Below are 17,654 nucleotides of genomic sequence, written 5' to 3'. Positions count from 1 at the left end.
TTTTATTTTATTTTCACGAAATTTTGCAGAATTTAACGAAATTTTGCGGCATTTTGCGAAATTTTACAGAAATTTGCTACATTTTACAGCATAAAAATTACCGCTCAATACCGCTAAATATCACTCAATACCACTTAAATAAATGCAAAAATTGAGCCCAACAAAAGTATCATTGGATACCACGCGTACATAATCCAACGGAACTGCTTAGTTGGCTTTACTCCATCCCCATAAGGACTGCGGTAGTGAAGCACTGCAACACCAATACCCGGGCCGAGCATAGAAACTGCACCGAACATTCCTGCAGTCATCTCCATAGTAATTTCGCGCTTCTTCAAGAATTCAAAAAGAAGTACGAAAATAAGCAACGTTATGCCACCAAAGAAAATTCCGTGCTGTACAAAAACTTTTCCTAGTAAATTCCAAAGAAGGCCAGCAATTACAACTATAGTAATTGCAAAACCTTTACTGAATCCGCTGAAACGTTCTCGGATTGTATCTATACTCGAAAGTACAAATAGTGCTATAACCATTGCAAATACTGGATTTTGCGAGCGCATGTCGAAGAAACATTTGGAATTAACTAAATCGTATGGCACTTCGCAAATTACTGCCAAAATAAACAGTCTCAGCATGTAAAGATTCAAGTTATGAGTGTTGTGATATCCACGCACTAGTATCCACGCATACCACGGTACAGCAGTCCAACTTATAAATTCACAGACCAATATAATTGTTAATGCGAGCATATTATCTGTTACTGTTTCGCCGAACATTCGCGCGATTACTGTGTTACTAAATGCGCCTAGCATAAGCATAAAAGCACCGAGCATTTTAAGCTTATTAAGCGTTATACCAGTTTTTATGTTGCGATCAGCACGAATTGGTTTGCCGTTTGCGTCTAGCATTTCCTTATTCGTGTTTTCGCTATCGTGCATTATCGCTTTATCACTATTAATACTCATTACACGTCCTTGTTTATTTGCGCATGCCTAGTTTATATAAAACTTTATCGATAGTTGCGTATCTACTTAACTTGTAAGCTACAATTTACATTCCAAACACTGCAAAACTTTGAGCGCCGAGTGTTAAGCAATCACCATTAACTGATGTTTCTCCAATTTTAAGTAATGGATTGTAAGCAGATTCTTGCGTAAGATTTGCTAAGGTGTTTAATTGCACAGTTTCGCTATTTACGCCCGGGTTCATAACCACAATGCTTCGTTCTGCAGCTGATTCTCCAGCGTCACCTTTTGCGCAACGCTCGTAAGCAAATCCGCGGCCGTCAACCGGAGCATACAAAACTCTCCAAAACGCGTCAGCTTGTAAAGATTTGCGATTATGACGAAGTTCAATAAGCGAGCACACCCACGAAAGGAAGGAATCTTCGCAATTAATTTGCGCAGAAACAGTTGGAATTTCGCCACTTTCTACTGCTTGTTTGCGAGAGTTTGCGCAAGTTCTTCCGTCTGCTCGAGCTTCAACCGGCAAGTATAATTTAGATTTTGCAGCAGTTGAGAAGCCAAAATTCTTTGCATCATCCCATTGCATTGGCGTACGCGTGCCCGTACGAGCGTAACCGCCCTCTTTTGTTGGAATATCGCGATATTTCATGCCGATTTCGTCGCCGTAGTATACAAATGGCACGCCTGGCATAGTAAGAATCATGCCGAAAGCCACTCGACGCTCACGATCGTCAAGACGCGGAGCTAAACGCGGCGTATCGTGATTGCAAGTGATGAAACTAAAGTAACCTTGGTTGCATGTTGACTCATATTGTGGGCAATAATCGTCTAAAAATGGGCAAATGCTGCCGCCGCCGCGCGCATTAAAGTAGCTGTGATCATGCTCAGGATTGCTGTCTAAAGCATTATCAACATCACGAGCTAAACGTGCATAGCCGTTAGGATTTCCATCCCAGCGCCAATTCAAATAGAAGTCCATGTCGAATCCGGCAGCAAGAGCCTGACGTGGCCTACCCCATTCGGAAACAAAAGCAGCCTCAGGATACTCTTCTTTTACAGCACCCAGCATTTCCTGCCATGCGCGAATCGTATTGTCTTTGCCAAGACTTCCTTCGCCATTGTTGTCATCGTTTTTTACAAGCGAATCAGCCATATCAACTCGGAATCCATCCGCGCCGAGTGAAAGCCAGAATCTCATAACATCAACCATTGCAGCGCGAGTTTCTGCCGCTTCTTTGGAATCTGGAGCGGATTGCCAAGCTCGATCCCTATGCGCAAAACCGTAATTTAACGCAGGCTGGCACTTAAAGAAGTTCAGAATATACGTGGCATCACGCTCAGTTTCACCACCAATAAACGGCATAGAATAGCCGCTAAACGCACTGTCTGTCCAAATATATCGCTTGCTAAACTCGTTTTCTTCAGCTTTCGAGCTTTTCTTAAACCACTCGTGCTCTTCACTCGTGTGACCTGGCACTAAGTCAAGCAATATGCGGATTCCTCGATTGTGAGCTTCATTAAAAAGTTGCTTTAGATCTTCGTTCGTTCCGTAGCGTGCGGCTACTTTTTTGTAATCGCGCACGTCATATCCCGCATCTTTAAAAGGCGAATCATAGCAAGGATTAAGCCATATTGCGTTGCAACCAAGCGATTTTACATAGTCTAACTTTTCAATAATCCCCTGAATATCGCCTATACCATCACCATTGGAATCACAAAAACTTTGCGGATAAATTTCGTAAAATACTGCATTTTTAAGCCACTCTGGATGGTTACCTAACGTCATAATTACCCCTCATGCCTGTACGTCTAGTCTATTTAAATTCTACGCTTAACTCAGTTAAGCCTCACGGAGGAATTATAAAATACAAATAAAATACAAAATATACTATATTTTTTAATTAAACTTGCCTAGAAAATGGCTCTATTTCAACAAAATAGTTAGCAACACTCGCGACATGATTTGCGAACAGTTTCACATTCGTGTATACTTCACATTGCTTATAAACGGATTTCTGTATACGTGACGTTGCTGAACGCAACAATAACGCGATGAGGCGCCGCGTAGAAGTCCGATGTTACGCCACCAAGAGACATGCCAAGATGGCATGAAATAGGAGGTCAAGGATGACGAATATTAAGAAGATTCTAGGAGCCGGTGTCGCTGCCGCAACTTTGTTTGGTTTCGCAGCTTGCGGTTCAAACAAGAGTGATACTCCAAAGGTCGCCGATAAGTCTGCTCCAGTTCAGCTCACTGTTTGGGCATCTCAAGAGGATCAGAAGGCTGGCGGCTGGGTTGACACAGTCGAAAAAGAGTTTACTAAGACTCACCCGAACGTTACATTTAAGAATGCTGCTGTAGAGCCACCAAAAGCTGCAGAATCCGTCAAGAAGGATGCTAAGGCTGCAGCTGATGTTTATCTCTTCCCTAATGATCAGATCGGCGACTTGGTAAAGGCAAAGGCTATCGGCACTCTTACCGATGCTGCTACAAACCAGGTTAAGGAACAGAATGAGCAGACTTTGGTAGATTCTGTTACCGCACAGGATGGAAAGTTGTACGGCGTTCCTTACACTGGTAACACTTGGTACATGTACTACAACAAGTCCAAGTTCTCTGCTGACGACGTCAAGTCCCTCGACAAGATGCTTGAAAAGGGCAAGGTTGCATTCGACATTGCTAACGCTTGGTATCTCCCAGGCTTCTACCTCGATGGCAACATGACACTCTTCGGCGAGAAGGGTTCCGATGCTAAAGCTGGAATGAAGCTCAGCGACAAGGCTCCAGAAATTACAAAGTATCTTGCAAAGCTCGTTGCTAACAAGCACTTTGTTCTCGATGAAAACAAAGCAGGTTTGGCTGGCTTGAAGGACGGCTCCGTTGATGCAATATTCTCCGGTTCTTGGGATGCTGCCGACGTTAAGGATGCTTTGAAGGATAACTACGCTGCAGCTGCTCTTCCAAGCTTCAAGACCGAATCCGGCGAACATCAGATGAAGTCCTTCGCTGGCTCTAAGGCTGTTGCTTACAATCCTCATTCTAAGGCTCCAGAGATGGCCGCCGAGTTTGCTGCATTCTTAGGCTCTAAGGAATCCCAGAAGATTGCTTACGAGAAGGAGAATGTCATTCCTTGCGATAAGTCCCTTGCTGATAGCGTGAAGAGTGATCCAGCTGCTGCTGCTCAGATGGAAACCATTGCTAAGACTTCTGTCTTGCAGCCATCGATCCCTGAAATGGGTAACTTCTGGGATCCAACAAAGACCTTCGGAACTTCTCTTGCTAACAAGGAAATTAATGAAGGCAACGCTGCAGCAAAGACCGCAGACTTTGCTAAGGATTTGAACACAGCAAAGTAATAACAAGCTGAGTTTATAAAAAAATCTTATTTAGATGTGCGGTAATTTTATTGCACATAGCGAGTAATACGCCCCAGTCCCCAAGCTGGTGAAAAGGGGCGGGGCGTATTATTTGTATATATTTCTTTTAAAATACTCATTGTTTATTTGAAAGGTATGTCATGACTGGCACGACATCCACAAAGCGAAGGAGACGCCAGAAGACGTCAACTGCAGAATGCTTTGCTCCTTCACCGTATTCTTTGAAAGAAGCTGTAAAACATGCAGACGCGCTTTCATGGATTTCTATTATCATATTTGGCTTTGGTAATTTAGTACGCAAACAATATACTAAAGGCGTTTTGTTCCTAGTATGCGAAGTAGCTATTCTCGGATTCTTGTTCAACACTGGTGCTGACTATCTTCCAGATTTCTTTACTTTAGGAACTAGAGTTACACGTACTGTTACAATCAACGGCTTCCCATACCAAGTTGATGGTGACAACTCTATAGAGATTTTGCTTTATAGTGTCATGTCTTTAGCAGCAATTGTTCTGCTTGTATATTTGGCAACTCTTGCTCTTCGCAGTGCATATAAAGCTCAGGTAGCTATAGCAAATGGGAAAAAGCCTATTAAGTTTGTTGATGATGCTAAATCTTTACTTGATGAAAAAGCTCATATAGGTTTTATGACTCTTCCAACGGCTGGAATTGTTCTATTCACAATTTTGCCATTAATCTTTATGATTTCCATGGCATTCACGAACTATGACAAGAAACATTATCCACTGTTCACTTGGGTTGGTTTTGACAATTTCTTGAGTATAGGTAGCACTGGAAGTTCAATCAGTGCTTCTACGTTCATAGATGTTCTTACATGGACGCTTATTTGGGCATTCTTTGCCACATTCCTGAACTTCTTCTTCGGAATGTTTATTGCAATGGTAATTAACAGAAAGTCCACTCGACTTAAGGGATTATGGCGCACTTGCTTCTCCCTTACAATTGCAGTTCCACAATTTGTGTCCTTGTTAATTATGAACAACATGCTTCAGCGTAATGGTGCTATTAACCGTATCTTCTTGGAAAATGGTTGGATCAGCGAACCGTTACCATTCTTCCAGGATGCGACTTGGGCACGCGTAACAGTGATTCTTATCAACCTTTGGGTTGGTATTCCATTCACCATCATGCAGATTACAGGTATTTTGCAGAACGTTCCTGCGGAACTCTACGAAGCTGCAGAACTCGATGGCGCAGGATGGTGGCAGCGCTTTATGAATGTCACAATGCCATACATCATCTTCGTTATGACTCCATACTTGATTACCACCTTCACTGGCAATATCAATAACTTCAACGTTATCTACCTCTTGTCTGGCGGTGCACCGAACGTATCCGGTTCTTCTGCAGGTAAAACCGATTTGCTCATCACATGGCTTTACAAGCTTACAGTGGACAGGCAGTACTATGATGCGGGTGCTGTAATTGGTATTTTGACCTTCGTTGTTCTCGCTGTTATTGCATTGATTACGTATCGCAGCTCTGGATCTTATAAGAACGAGGAGGGATTCCGGTGAGTAAGAAAGATGAGACCAAGAACGAGGAAGTTGTAGTACACAGCTCTCGTACCGTTCCTCTTCTTCAGGATCAACATTTCAGGAGAGTGCTTGGAGATATATTCTCGCACCTGTTCTTGATTGTGTTGTCAATTATTTGGCTTATTCCAATCGTATGGGTTGTGCTGGAAAGCTTCAATAAGGATCAGTCTCCATTCCAGAAGACCTTCTTCCCTACTCAATACTCATTCGATAACTACATACGATTGTTTACAGAGCGAGAAGTGCTGGACTTCCCACGAATGTTCTTGAACACCTTGATTGTGTCCATTTTCGTGTGCATTATTTCCCTGTTCTTCGTATTGGCAGTATCTTTCTGCATGTCTCGCCTTCGTTTCAAGGGACGTAAGACATTCATGAATATTGCTTTGATCTTGGGTATGTTCCCTGGAATTATGGCTGTTATAGCTATTTACTTCATTTTGAAGGCATTGGGATTAACCAACGGTTCTGTAATACTCATAGCTCTGATTATTGTATATTCAGCAGGTAGTGGCGCAGGCTTCTACGTGATGAAGGGCTACATGGATACTATTCCAAAGTCTTTGGATGAAGCTGCATACTTGGATGGCTGCACAAAATGGCAAGTATTCTGGAAGATTATTCTTCCAATCTGCAAGCCAATGATTGTGTTCCAAGCTATTACCAGCTTCTTAGGTCCATGGCTTGACTTCGTTATGGTTAAGACGATTGCTAATACTCAAGATAATTACACAGTTGCACTTGGTTTATGGCAAATGCTTCAGAAGGAGTACATATTCCAGTGGTTCGCACGATTCTGCGCAGGTGCTGTGTGTGTCTCTATCCCAATCTCAATCCTGTTTATCGTTATGCAGCGCTTCTACGAAGAGTCCATGTCTGGCTCCGTTAAGGGCTGATCTCACATAAATTTGCGGGATTAATATGAAGGCCGAAACGCTTAAAAGGCGCCTCGGCCTTCACTATACTCAAATTAATTCACAAATTAAAACGCTATTTTCACAATTTCTAGCTAACTATCTAACCAATTATTTACCTACCTAATATCTACCTAATTAAAATTAATAAGACTTATTCAAAAACGAAATAAATACAAACTAAACGAAAATAAAAATAAAAATAAAAACAAAAACGAAATAAATACACACAAAATACGAATAAAACCGAATCAACGCGCTAAAATTTTATTTATAACAACATGCATTAAATATTCGTTAAAGGCGTAAAAATACAAAGCACACTAACGCATATTAAATGCAAGAAAGAAACAGGATTTTATTTATGGCATTCTCATCTTCAGCACAATGGCCAGTATATGAAGGTCAACTAGGCTTTAAACTAAACACAAAATCTACAACTTTTACAGTATGGTCTCCTACCGCTCAAACCGTTACATTGCGCCTTTTTGAAACAGGAAACAACAGCGAAGCTTCACAAACTTACGATATGAAACCTCTTCGTGATGGCGCATGGCACGTAAACATTCGAGAACGCTTGGACGGAGTCTACTACGATTACGTAATCAAATTCCCTGATGGAAACACTAGCCGAACTAGTGATCCTTGGGGCATAGCTAGCGGAGCCAACGGCGAACGAAGCTTAGTAATTGACGAAGAGCGTGTTTCTCCTGCAGGATGGCACAATGATAAATCTCCTAAATTTGTACGCCATTCAACAGTAGTGTGGGAAACTCACGTAGCAGATTTCAGCAGCGATGTTAATGGCGGCTTCAACCCTGCACATCGCGGACAATACCTTGCTTTTACCGACGAGCACACGACTTTGCAAAATTCAGATTCTTCTGACTGCAAATTCCCTACTGGATTAGATTATTTAAAGCAGCTTGGCGTTACTCACGTACAATTAGAACCAATTTATGATTTTGCTACAGTAGACGAAACAAAAATTTACGAAGCACGCAAAAATGGTGCTAATTCTGAAGAAATGGATTCGCTATACAACTGGGGCTACGATCCTCACGCTTACAACGTTCCAGAAGGTGTATATTCTAGCAACCCTTACGATGGCACTGTTCGCATACGCGAATGTAAGGCCATGATTGCAGCTCTTCACAAAAACGGATTCCGTGTAATCATGGACGTAGTGTATAACCACATGTTTGAAGCTGCATCTAACGCTTTCGAAAAAACTGCTCCCGGATACTTCTGCAGGCGCAAAGAAGACAAATCGTTTGCTAATGGTTCCGGCTGTGGCAATGAAATGGCTTCCGAACATCCTATGTTCCGCAGATTCTTTATTGAGTCTTTGTTGCACTGGGCACGCTGCTATCATATTGACGGTTTCCGTTTTGATCTTATGGGTCTTACTGATACTGAAACTCTTAACGAAGCAAGAGCGAAATTAGATAAGCTTCCAGGCGGACACAATATTCTTATGTACGGCGAACCTTGGGGTGCTACTGCTGCTTCCGTAGAAAAAAGTATTCCTACAGGAGATAAAGAAGGTCGCAGTACGCTTAATGAACGTATTGGATGGTTCAGTGACGAAAGCCGAGATACTCTTAAAGGCAACGTTATGAACCATTACGATCGCGGTTACATAAATGGCAATGAATCGTGGTGCGCAGATCCAGCAAGAAACGCACTAAACGCTTGGCGCGGCACACCTTCTTCTGGTAAAGAAGTAGGTCAAATAGTGCAGTACATTTCAGCTCATGACGATTTGACACTATGGGATAAACTCAGTATTTCTATGCACGAAAATGCTGGCAATGCTGAATATGATGCTGTAGACGAATCGCAAGTTTCCGACATTTTTAACGCAAATATGCTGGCCGCCGGAATGATCTTATGCTCTTCTGGAATTCCTTTCATGCTCAGCGGCGAGGAGTTTGGACGCACAAAGCATGGTTGTGATAATTCGTTCAACTGCGGCGTAGCAATGAATCAGCTGGATTGGCAGCGAGCTAAACGATTCAAGCCTCTAGTCGACTGGTATAGTAAGCTGATTTCCCTTCGTGCTACATACAAGTCGTTATATGACGGCGAACGCAAGAATTTGGAAACTTCAAACGCTACTGTAATTGCTCAACTCGTAGGAGAAGACGTAATTATTTGCGTAAATCCTATGTACAACGAATCAGCTACTGTACAACTTCCTAATTTGCAAGACGGTAATACTGCACGCTGGAAGTGTGTGGCAGATTCAACTGGTTATTTTGCTGAGTGGACGCACAATTCCGCTTCAGATACTGTATCTGTTGAAAATAATGCTGAAACGAATACCAGTACTTTGCACATACCTAGCAGAACTTTTGTTGTGCTTAGTACCAAGTAATATTTAAAATTTACACTTTGTAGATTAAATATTCTAAAAATAAACCCGACTGTTCTTAATATTTTTTAATATTACGGCAGTTGGGTTTTTATTTTACGTATGCTGAGCATATTAACTAATCTGTTTACAAAAATTAGTTTCACGTTGTTTCATATATTGTTTCATACGCTGTTTCACAAACTGTTTCATACTGCAGTATCATTATCCTATAAATTAACCAAGTGCTCATCAGCAAACAAGTAAGCATAAAATCATTGATAAATCAAGCAAAACACGCCATCGAACACTGGCATTTCTATTTGCAAACGCTATCAGTAATCCATATAATTGAAACCTAGGGTGCATCTTAATCCAGAGATGTATGAGGATGCATGCTATATAGCATCGTTGCACGTTTGGCACGCTTACGACGAAGTTAGAAATGTGCCAAATTTTAATAGAAGGAGCATTATGAGCACAACAGATGCTGGTAAAGCTGAGACTGCTAAGCCAATAGAAGAAAGCGCAGAGCGTCTTGCGCGTCCGCTGATTAAACTAGCAAAAGCATGCGGAGTTGCAACTTTTTACATTGATCAACAAGGAAGCTACACGGAAATTACCGATGAAGCTCTTGTTGGAGTGCTTGAAGCATTGGGAATGCCTGCAGACACTCCAGCAAAAATCGAAAAATCATACGAAACAGTGCTTAAGAAGCGCGAAAGTGAGCTTCTGCCGCCTACTGTCGTGTCGTTTAATGGCACAAAAACTTGCGTACACATTCACGCAGGAGATGCAAGTAAAGAGGATATTCACATCTCCCTTACTCTTGAAGACGGTACAGAATACGAAGGGGCACTAGACAACATTCAGAGCGAAAAAGATGGCGAGCTTTATGTTGAGCTTCCAGATGATTTGCCAATGGGCTACCATACTTTGCGCGCTTGCGTAAACGATTCACGCGGAAATATTAAGTTGCGTACTAAGTCTGCTCTGATTGCTGCACCTGCTCGCATACCTCTTCCTGAGAGTGTTAAGCAGCGTCACCGCTGGGGTTATATGACTCAAATGTATTCCGTTCGCTCTAAAGATTCGTGGGGCGTTGGTGATTATGGAGATTTGAAACGTCTTCTTAAGGATGCTGGCGAAATTGGTAAGGCTGATTTCATGCTCATTAACCCAATTCACGCTTGCGCACCTGTAACACCTCTTGAGCCTTCGCCATACTTGCCTGAGTCTCGTAGGTTCCTGAATGTTACTTATATTCGTCCTCAAGATATTCCTGAATATGCTGAACTTCAGGGTGAGGATCTTGCGAAAGTTGAACAGTTGCACGCTTCTGTTGCAGCACAGAATGATGATCCAAATCCTATAGATATAAACGCAGCTTGGGATGCTAAACTTCCAGCTTTGCGCATAATATTCAATCAGCCAAGATCCGCTGAGCGCGAGCGCGAATTTGCCGAATTCAAAGAGCGCTCTGGCGACGATTTAGACGCTTTTGCAACTTGGTGTGTAGCATTCGAAGTTTGGGGTGCTCCTTGGGGAGATAATCTTTGGTTTGATACTACTGGAAAAGGTACTCCGCAGATTGATGCTCTTAAGCATGAACACGCTGACCTGTTCGAATTCCACCGCTGGTTGCAGTGGATTGCAGATGAGCAAGTAGCTGCTGCACACGCCGAAGCTAAGGCTGCAGGAATGGCTATTGGCCTTATGCAGGATATGGCTGTTGGTGTGCACGGCTATGGTGCTGACGTTTGGTGGAGCCCTGAACGATTTGCTAATGGCGTAAGCGTTGGCGCTCCTCCTGATTTCTACAATCAGCAGGGCCAAGATTGGGGTCAGCCTCCATTTGATCCTAATTACTTGGATGAAACTGGCTATATTGCTTACCGCGATATGGTTCATAACGTGTTCTTGCATGCAGGCGCTGCAAGAATCGACCACGTGCTTGGTCTTTTCCGCTTGTGGTGGATTCCACAAGGACAGGGTGCTAGAAACGGCGCTTATGTTTATTACAACGTCGATGCCATGCTTGCAGTACTTACAATTGAGGCCACTCGCGCAGGCGGTTTGGTTATTGGAGAAGATTTAGGTACTGTACCGAAGTACGTTTCTAAAGTGCTTGCGGCTCACGGAGTATTAGGCACTGTAGTTGAGTGGTTTACTCACGATGATGATGCTGAAGCAGCCAGCAAGAAGGCAGGCAAGAAGGAGATTATATTCGCTAATCCTTCTACTTACCGCGAGTATGCGCTTGCTTCTGTTACTACTCACGATATGCCACCTACCGCAGGATATCTTGCTTTCGAGCATGTAAAGCTTCGTGAAGAGCTTCATCTTCTCACGGATTCTGTAGAAAGCTTCCAAAAGGCTGCAACTGCTGAGCGAGATGCAATGATGAAGATGCTTCTTGAAGGAGGCTGGATCAGTAAAGCCGCTTCTGAAGATGCAGAAGGCCACGTGCAAGAGATTGTGGAGGCAATGCACGCAATTATGCGCACTTCCCCATCTCTGCTCCTACAGGTGGCTTTAGTTGATGCTGTAGGCGAGCGTCGTTCACAAAATCAGCCTGGCACAAGTATTGAATATCCAAACTGGCGTATTCCACTTGCTGATTCTGACGGTCACGTAGTACACACTGATGAAGTATTCAAGTCTCCGCGAGTACTATCAATGGCTGCAGTTATGCAGGGCAAAAATACAGAGCTGTGAGTATAATTTAGGAGTTGGTTACCTGAAAAAGTAACTCAATTCCCCCCGTAAGAAACAGGGTTTGCACAGTAGCAAATTAAAATGTTTCTTGCAATGATGTCCTAAATAAGGCGCGTATCTGTGTCGATGCGCGCCTTATTTGTTTATTTCAAATCAAAAGTTATAAGAAATTAGACTATAAGCAAATTAGACTATAGGCAAATTACTTCACGTATTTTGCAAATACTTTTTCTAGAAGAAATTCATGGAACATAATTAACGATCCCCATCCCATGAACACCAGCAGAGGAAGACCCTGCGGTAGATAAATAATTGATGCGATAATTAATATCACAAATAAAACGTCCATAATCACCATAGAAAGCGTAGTAACCCAGTACGAAACGCCAAAAATAAGAGAATTAATAATCGTTTTTCCAAGAGAATTACTAAAACGCGCCTGAAGAGCAAACACCCATTCGGCCATAATAATCCACAATATACTCAAAATAAATTTAGGAACAAGTAAAGCTATAGGCCATACTGCAATCCATAGCCAAATAATAGCAAGCAAAACTGGTCCCATTACAGCCCAAATAATGGTTGATTCCAAAAAATTACTAGCAAAAGCACGAAAATATGCTGCAGTAATATGTCCTTCACCTTGCTCTATACGCCTTGCAGCATCATGCCCGGCAGAAAGAGAAGCACCGATAGTAATCAATGGAATGCTTGTTATAACCATCAATATAGTAAGCCATACAGCGTCGGCAAACGTTTCCATGCCTTGCGAAAACTTTGAGTCTGGGCTTCCAAACGAGAAAAACATTCTTTTACTATCTCCTAGTTTTATCTACTATTTTCGCTCTACTAAATATTCATAGATACTTCTAATAACGAACTCTACCATCTAATTACAAACTAAAGTAATCATTAAAACAAAGTGGCGGTGCGCGCAAACATCATAGTCTACGCGCGCCACCACTTTTATTACCACCTGAGATTTAAGAGGGGGAGGAATCTCAGCCTTTCACCGCACCTGACATAACACCTTTGATAATGTACTTCTGGCAGATGAGGTAGAAAATTATAATTGGGATAATTGCCATAACCAAGCAACTCATCATGGCACCCATCTCAACGGATCCATAACCGCCTTGCAAATATTGAACGGCTACAGAAATAGTCTTGTATTGAGTAAGATCAAGTGTTAGGAACGGAAGAAGGAAGTCGTTCCAAATCCACATTGCTTGCAAAATCGAAACAGAGATTATAGCAGGACGCATAATAGGTACAATAATCTGGAAGAATATGCGTGGCACGGAAGCACCATCAATCATTGCAGACTCTTCCATTTCTTGTGGAATTCCCTTGATTACACCAGTGAAAATAAATACTGCAAGTCCTGCACCAAAGCCTAAGTAAATAATCCACAATCCCCATGGAGTATTCAACTTTAGAGCGGTTGTAATATAAGCAAGAGTGAACATAACCATTTGGAATGGCACAATCATGTTGAATAGGAACAACACGTAGAGCAATTTCGCAAACCAATTATTAACTCTAACAATCCACCATGCACACATCGATGTGCACAGAAGAATGAGGATCACAGAACCAACGGTTACAACCACAGTCCATAAGAAGCTCATAGGAAAATCGGTGCGCTGTGAACCTAACTCGTAATTACCCATTCCAACGAAATATTTTGGATTAAGCGAGAAAGGCTCACTAGAAATATTTACCTTAGATTTGAAAGAGTTCAATACAACCAGAGCTATAGGAAAAATCCACAATAAACTTACGATAGTGAACAGCAAGGTCCATAACGCAGGATGCTTTGCTTTCTCGTTCATGCCGCTACCTCCTTAGACCTGGTAAGCATATTTTGAATCAAAGCAATCGCAGCAACAAGTACGAAGAACATAACAGCTTTTGCTTGACCAATGCCTGCACTGTGATTACCGTTTCCATAGAATGTGTTATAGATATTAAGAGCTAACATTTCAGACTTCTTAGACGGAGCACCATTAGTTAATGCTAAGTTTTGATCAAACAGCTTGAAGCCGTTGGTAACTGTTAAGAATGTGCAAACAGTAATAGAAGGCATCATCAATGGAATAGTAATCTTAAATAAAGTTTGCCTTGGACTTGCGCCATCGACAGCTGCAGCTTCCATAACATCTCCAGGAAGAGCCTGCATACCAGCAATGTAAATAATCATCATGTAGCCAATTTGCTGCCAGCAAACTACAATTACAAGACCCCAGAAGCCGTATATTCCAGAATACGTAATCGTACGGTTGAAACAACCACGCAGCACGCCATTTATCAAGAGCTGCCAAACATAACTTAAAATAATTCCACCAATAAGATTTGGCATGAAGAACACGGCTCTGAATATCGTCGTGCCTTTGAACTTCTTGGTAAGTAAATATGCAATTGCAAAAGCAACAACATTAATAATTATTGTTGTAACAATTGCAAAAAGTGCAGTAAATACGAACGAATATACAAGATTAGGATCACGTTCGAATGCCCTATAGTAATTACGAAGACCTACGAACTTGCCATCAGTTACGGTAACGAATTTTCTGAAGCTTAAATACACTCCCATAACAAATGGCATTAAAAAGCCGATGATAAAAGCAGCAAACGTAGGCAGTGCAAATAGCCACCACCACTTACGTATTGCCTTACCGCTCATACTAATCATGACTCGCCACTTCCTCCTCTTTGAGTGCAGCATCACCTACGACACCGCTGTCTCGAATCAATACTCTTTCATATTAGCTATCTGAACAATCGATGTCAAACGTTGTCATTTTTTGCATGTCGCAACGTTTTGCGCAACATTCAGTAAATAAAAAAATCGTTATTTTCCGTTGGCAATACAACAAAAGCTGATAGAATTGAACTGTTGCAAACGTTTGTTAATAAAGAGGGAATTAACGTATTTTGCAAACGATTACGATGTGCGAATAAAGGAGTTCACATGCCGGCAAATATTCAAGATGTAGCAAACGAAGCACACGTATCTGTTTCTACCGTATCACGCGCATTTACTAGACCTGACTTAGTTTCAGCAGCTACTCGCAACAAAGTACTTGAAATAGCAGATCAGTTGAATTTTTCCATTTCACGCTCTGCAGCAGCACTAAAATCTGGTCGCACGCTGCGAATTGCAGTACTTTTAAGCGATACTTTAAGATCCTGGTTCAACGCCTCAGTATTCCAAGGATTAAACAAAGTTTTTCACGAAGCCGGCTACGACTTATCTATTTTCCAAATTTCGAGTGCAGAAGAACGCCGAGAATTTTTCGAAATTTTACCAATAAGAAGAAACGCTGATGCAGTAATCGTTTCTTCTTTCGATATAAACGAGTCAGAAGTTGCTGAACTCAAAAAAACTGGCGTGCCAGTTGTAGGAATTAATTGCTTAGATCCGCAAAGCTGCGGATTTGACGCAACTATAAATATAGACGATGTACACGGCGCGCAACTTATGGCACGTCATCTTATAGGACTAGGTCACAGAAATATAGTGTACGTTAGTACGTCGCGAGACGTATCTTTACGTTTTAGCATAGTGCAACGTTATAAAGCGTTTGTCAGCGAATGCAAAAATAATGGCATCACACCTATTGAAATTGGTGTTCCTGCAGGCCCAAATCGTATAAACACTATTCTTTCAGAATTGTTAAGTGAAAACGATATGCCTACAGCCATTGCATGCCAGGAAGACGGTATCGCTATTCCGCTCATGTTTCAGCTTGCTAGAAGTGGATACAATACTCCAGGAGATTTGTCAATTATAGGCTTTGATGATAGTTTTTACGCTGAAGAAACTGGATTAACTACCATACGTCAAGATCCTATAGATATGGCAGCAAAAGCTGCAGAAATGACACTTTCACTTATATCTGGCAAAGAAATTGATAATACGCATGTGATAGTTCCAGCAACTTTAGTTGTGCGTGCTAGCACTTCCTCACTTTCCTGAACTAGCAAATAATTAAATACAATATAGTTTCTCGGCACTCTTTTATAAAAATTAGTTTGCAAATTATCGCAACTACTATGCGAGTGCTGTATCTATATATATTTTGCAAAATAACGACTTTGCAAAATAATGACTTATTTGTAAATACAAAAATAGGTCTGCTGATTCTTTATGAATCAACAGACCTATATTTATTAAATTTTATGAATATCAGTCGTCATCATCTTCGTGAGCCTGAGAATACTCCTTAGCCCAGCCGTCCACGAATGCAGTCTTAACCTTATCCCACTTGCCTGTACCCTGAGCGTACTCGAGCAAAGCAGAACCAAGATCGTTCTTCCAGTTCTCAGATGGCATCATAGTGAAGTTCCAGCTTACCTGAGTCTTACCGGACTTAGCATCCTCAACAGCAGCTTGAATCAATGGGTTATCAGACTTAACATCACCGAAAGTCTTGAATGGAGTGGTGAAGCCCATCTTCTTGGAGAGAGCATCCTTACCTTCGTTAGAGGTAATGAGCCACTTCAGGAAGTCCTTCGTAGCCTTCTTGTTAGCATCCGAAGACTTCTCATTAATGCACCAGTAGTTCTCAGAACCAGTAGCCAAGCCCTGCTTCTCTTCACCCTTAGCGCCAATGTAAATTGGGAGCATGCCGAGCTGATCAGCCTTCATACCGGCCTTGGAGAGGTCAGTCCAAGCCCAAGTACCATTCTGGTAGAACACAGCCTTGCCAAGAGCAAACTCAGAATTAGCATCCTCACCAGTCTTAGAGCTCAACTGAGTTGCAGGAGTTGTGGAATCAGTAATATAAAGATCGAAGATCTTCTTATATCCATCAAGGAAGCTACCCTTTACCTTCGCAGGCTGCTTTGCAACTTTACCTTCCTTAAACTCATAGTACAGAGGAAGATTTGCAAGGTGAGTCTTGAAGCGCCAATCGGAGCTTGGATCGAAGCCTGCAGAAGTGAAAGCACCCTGCACGCCAAGTTCTGACTTATGCTTTTGAATATCATCTGCAACAGCCTTCAACTTATCGAAGGAATTAATTTCAGCAGCAGACTTTACCTTAGCATCACTAAGATCAGTATACTTCTTAAGCAAAGTCTTGTTGTAAATCAAGCCGTAGGTTTCCATTGCGTAAGGAACACCAACAACCTTATCTCCATCCTTAAGAGCAATATCCTGATTCTGAAGCTGCTTATAAATTTCAGTATCCTTCAAATCAGCTGTGTAATCCTTCCAGTTAGCATAGCCGACTGGACCATTAACCTGGAACAATGTAGGCGCATCGTCACCCTTGCCGATTTCACTCTTCAACTGCTGCTCATAAGTACCTGCTGCTGCAGTCTGAACCTTAACCTCAACACCAGTTTTCTTTGTGTACTCTTTAGCAACTTCCTTCCACTGATCAGCTGCTTCTGGCTTGAAGTTCAGGAAGTAAACTTTACCCTTACCATTAGAGCTGCTATTGGAAGAACCACATGCAGCAAGCGCGCCGAACGCCATTGCAGAGCATGCCACCAATGCGATTGTTGACTTAATCGTACGATTCATCATCGAACCTTTCTCTATGTCTCGACCCCACGTTGAGCCGTTGCACTTTTAAGTGCTCTTTCGACATATTTATTATGCAACAAATATGTTTTTTTTGCAAACGATGGCATTTTAATTAAAACAATGTGTGTCGCGTAACGTTACTAGCATTTGCATCGCATTAAGAAAACAACACAATTTATATCTTTCGTAAAAAGACAATATGTACGCAACCGTTTGCCGAAAGAG

At 41.9% G+C, this 17,654-nt stretch carries 12 protein-coding genes; 6 read left to right on the top strand and 6 right to left on the bottom strand.

What is annotated here, in order from left to right; translation table 11 throughout:
* Window positions 1–134: 134 nt before the first annotated feature.
* A complete protein-coding gene (locus tag ACNEUN_RS05940; protein ID WP_463631492.1) occupies window positions 135–965 on the bottom strand; it encodes a TraX family protein in 831 nt (276 codons plus the stop codon).
* A gap of 85 nt (window positions 966–1,050) precedes the next feature.
* Window positions 1,051–2,751 carry an alpha-amylase family glycosyl hydrolase gene (locus tag ACNEUN_RS05935; RefSeq protein WP_463631491.1) on the bottom strand — a complete coding sequence of 567 codons (1,701 nt, stop codon included), beginning with the start codon at window positions 2,749–2,751 and terminating at the stop codon, window positions 1,051–1,053.
* Between the two features lie 341 nt (window positions 2,752–3,092).
* On the opposite strand from ACNEUN_RS05935, the gene ACNEUN_RS05930 reads away from it, so the two are divergent.
* From ACNEUN_RS05930 to malQ, 5 genes are all read left to right on the top strand, one after another.
* Window positions 3,093–4,322 (top strand): extracellular solute-binding protein, encoded by a 1,230-nt coding sequence (locus ACNEUN_RS05930; protein ID WP_463631487.1) that lies wholly within the window; start codon window positions 3,093–3,095, stop codon window positions 4,320–4,322.
* 161 nt (window positions 4,323–4,483) lie between these two features.
* On the top strand, window positions 4,484–5,881 hold the full coding sequence (locus tag ACNEUN_RS05925) for a carbohydrate ABC transporter permease (RefSeq protein WP_427876132.1): 1,398 nt from the start codon (window positions 4,484–4,486) through the stop codon (window positions 5,879–5,881).
* Complete coding sequence (locus ACNEUN_RS05920) at window positions 5,878–6,798, top strand: sugar ABC transporter permease (RefSeq protein WP_427876130.1); 921 nt, start codon at window positions 5,878–5,880, stop codon at window positions 6,796–6,798. Before ACNEUN_RS05925 ends, ACNEUN_RS05920 begins: the two co-directional genes overlap by 4 nt.
* 382 nt (window positions 6,799–7,180) lie before the next feature.
* The gene (gene pulA / locus ACNEUN_RS05915; RefSeq protein ID WP_463631484.1) at window positions 7,181–9,196 is read left to right on the top strand and encodes a type I pullulanase; all 2,016 of its coding nucleotides are present in this window, start codon (window positions 7,181–7,183) and stop codon (window positions 9,194–9,196) included.
* 450 nt (window positions 9,197–9,646) lie between these two features.
* Window positions 9,647–11,890, top strand: a complete 2,244-nt coding sequence (gene malQ, locus ACNEUN_RS05910; RefSeq protein WP_463631482.1) for a 4-alpha-glucanotransferase — start codon at window positions 9,647–9,649, stop codon at window positions 11,888–11,890.
* Between the two features lie 202 nt (window positions 11,891–12,092).
* Here the strand turns inward: malQ and ACNEUN_RS05905 are convergent, their stop codons facing one another.
* The 3 genes from ACNEUN_RS05905 to ACNEUN_RS05895 all read right to left on the bottom strand — a co-directional run bounded on the left by ACNEUN_RS05905 (window position 12,093) and on the right by ACNEUN_RS05895 (window position 14,585).
* Complete coding sequence (locus tag ACNEUN_RS05905; RefSeq protein WP_427876124.1) at window positions 12,093–12,698, bottom strand: YesL family protein; 606 nt, start codon at window positions 12,696–12,698, stop codon at window positions 12,093–12,095.
* A 193-nt stretch (window positions 12,699–12,891) separates the two neighbouring features.
* Window positions 12,892–13,725, bottom strand: coding sequence for a carbohydrate ABC transporter permease (locus ACNEUN_RS05900; RefSeq protein ID WP_427876122.1), 834 nt, complete (start codon window positions 13,723–13,725; stop codon window positions 12,892–12,894).
* The gene (locus tag ACNEUN_RS05895; protein ID WP_427876120.1) at window positions 13,722–14,585 is read right to left on the bottom strand and encodes a carbohydrate ABC transporter permease; all 864 of its coding nucleotides are present in this window, start codon (window positions 14,583–14,585) and stop codon (window positions 13,722–13,724) included. Before ACNEUN_RS05895 ends, ACNEUN_RS05900 begins: the two co-directional genes overlap by 4 nt.
* A gap of 279 nt (window positions 14,586–14,864) precedes the next feature.
* Between ACNEUN_RS05895 and ACNEUN_RS05890 the strand changes: the two genes are divergently transcribed.
* Complete coding sequence (locus tag ACNEUN_RS05890; protein WP_463631479.1) at window positions 14,865–15,872, top strand: LacI family DNA-binding transcriptional regulator; 1,008 nt, start codon at window positions 14,865–14,867, stop codon at window positions 15,870–15,872.
* 210 nt (window positions 15,873–16,082) lie between these two features.
* Here the strand turns inward: ACNEUN_RS05890 and ACNEUN_RS05885 are convergent, their stop codons facing one another.
* Complete coding sequence (locus ACNEUN_RS05885; RefSeq protein WP_463631477.1) at window positions 16,083–17,429, bottom strand: ABC transporter substrate-binding protein; 1,347 nt, start codon at window positions 17,427–17,429, stop codon at window positions 16,083–16,085.
* Window positions 17,430–17,654: the final 225 nt, after the last annotated feature.

It is taken from the genome of Gardnerella sp. C0684A1 (assembly GCF_055326835.1).
Note: the sequence above shows the minus strand (reverse complement) of the source record. Positions and strands in the feature narration are given on the sequence as shown.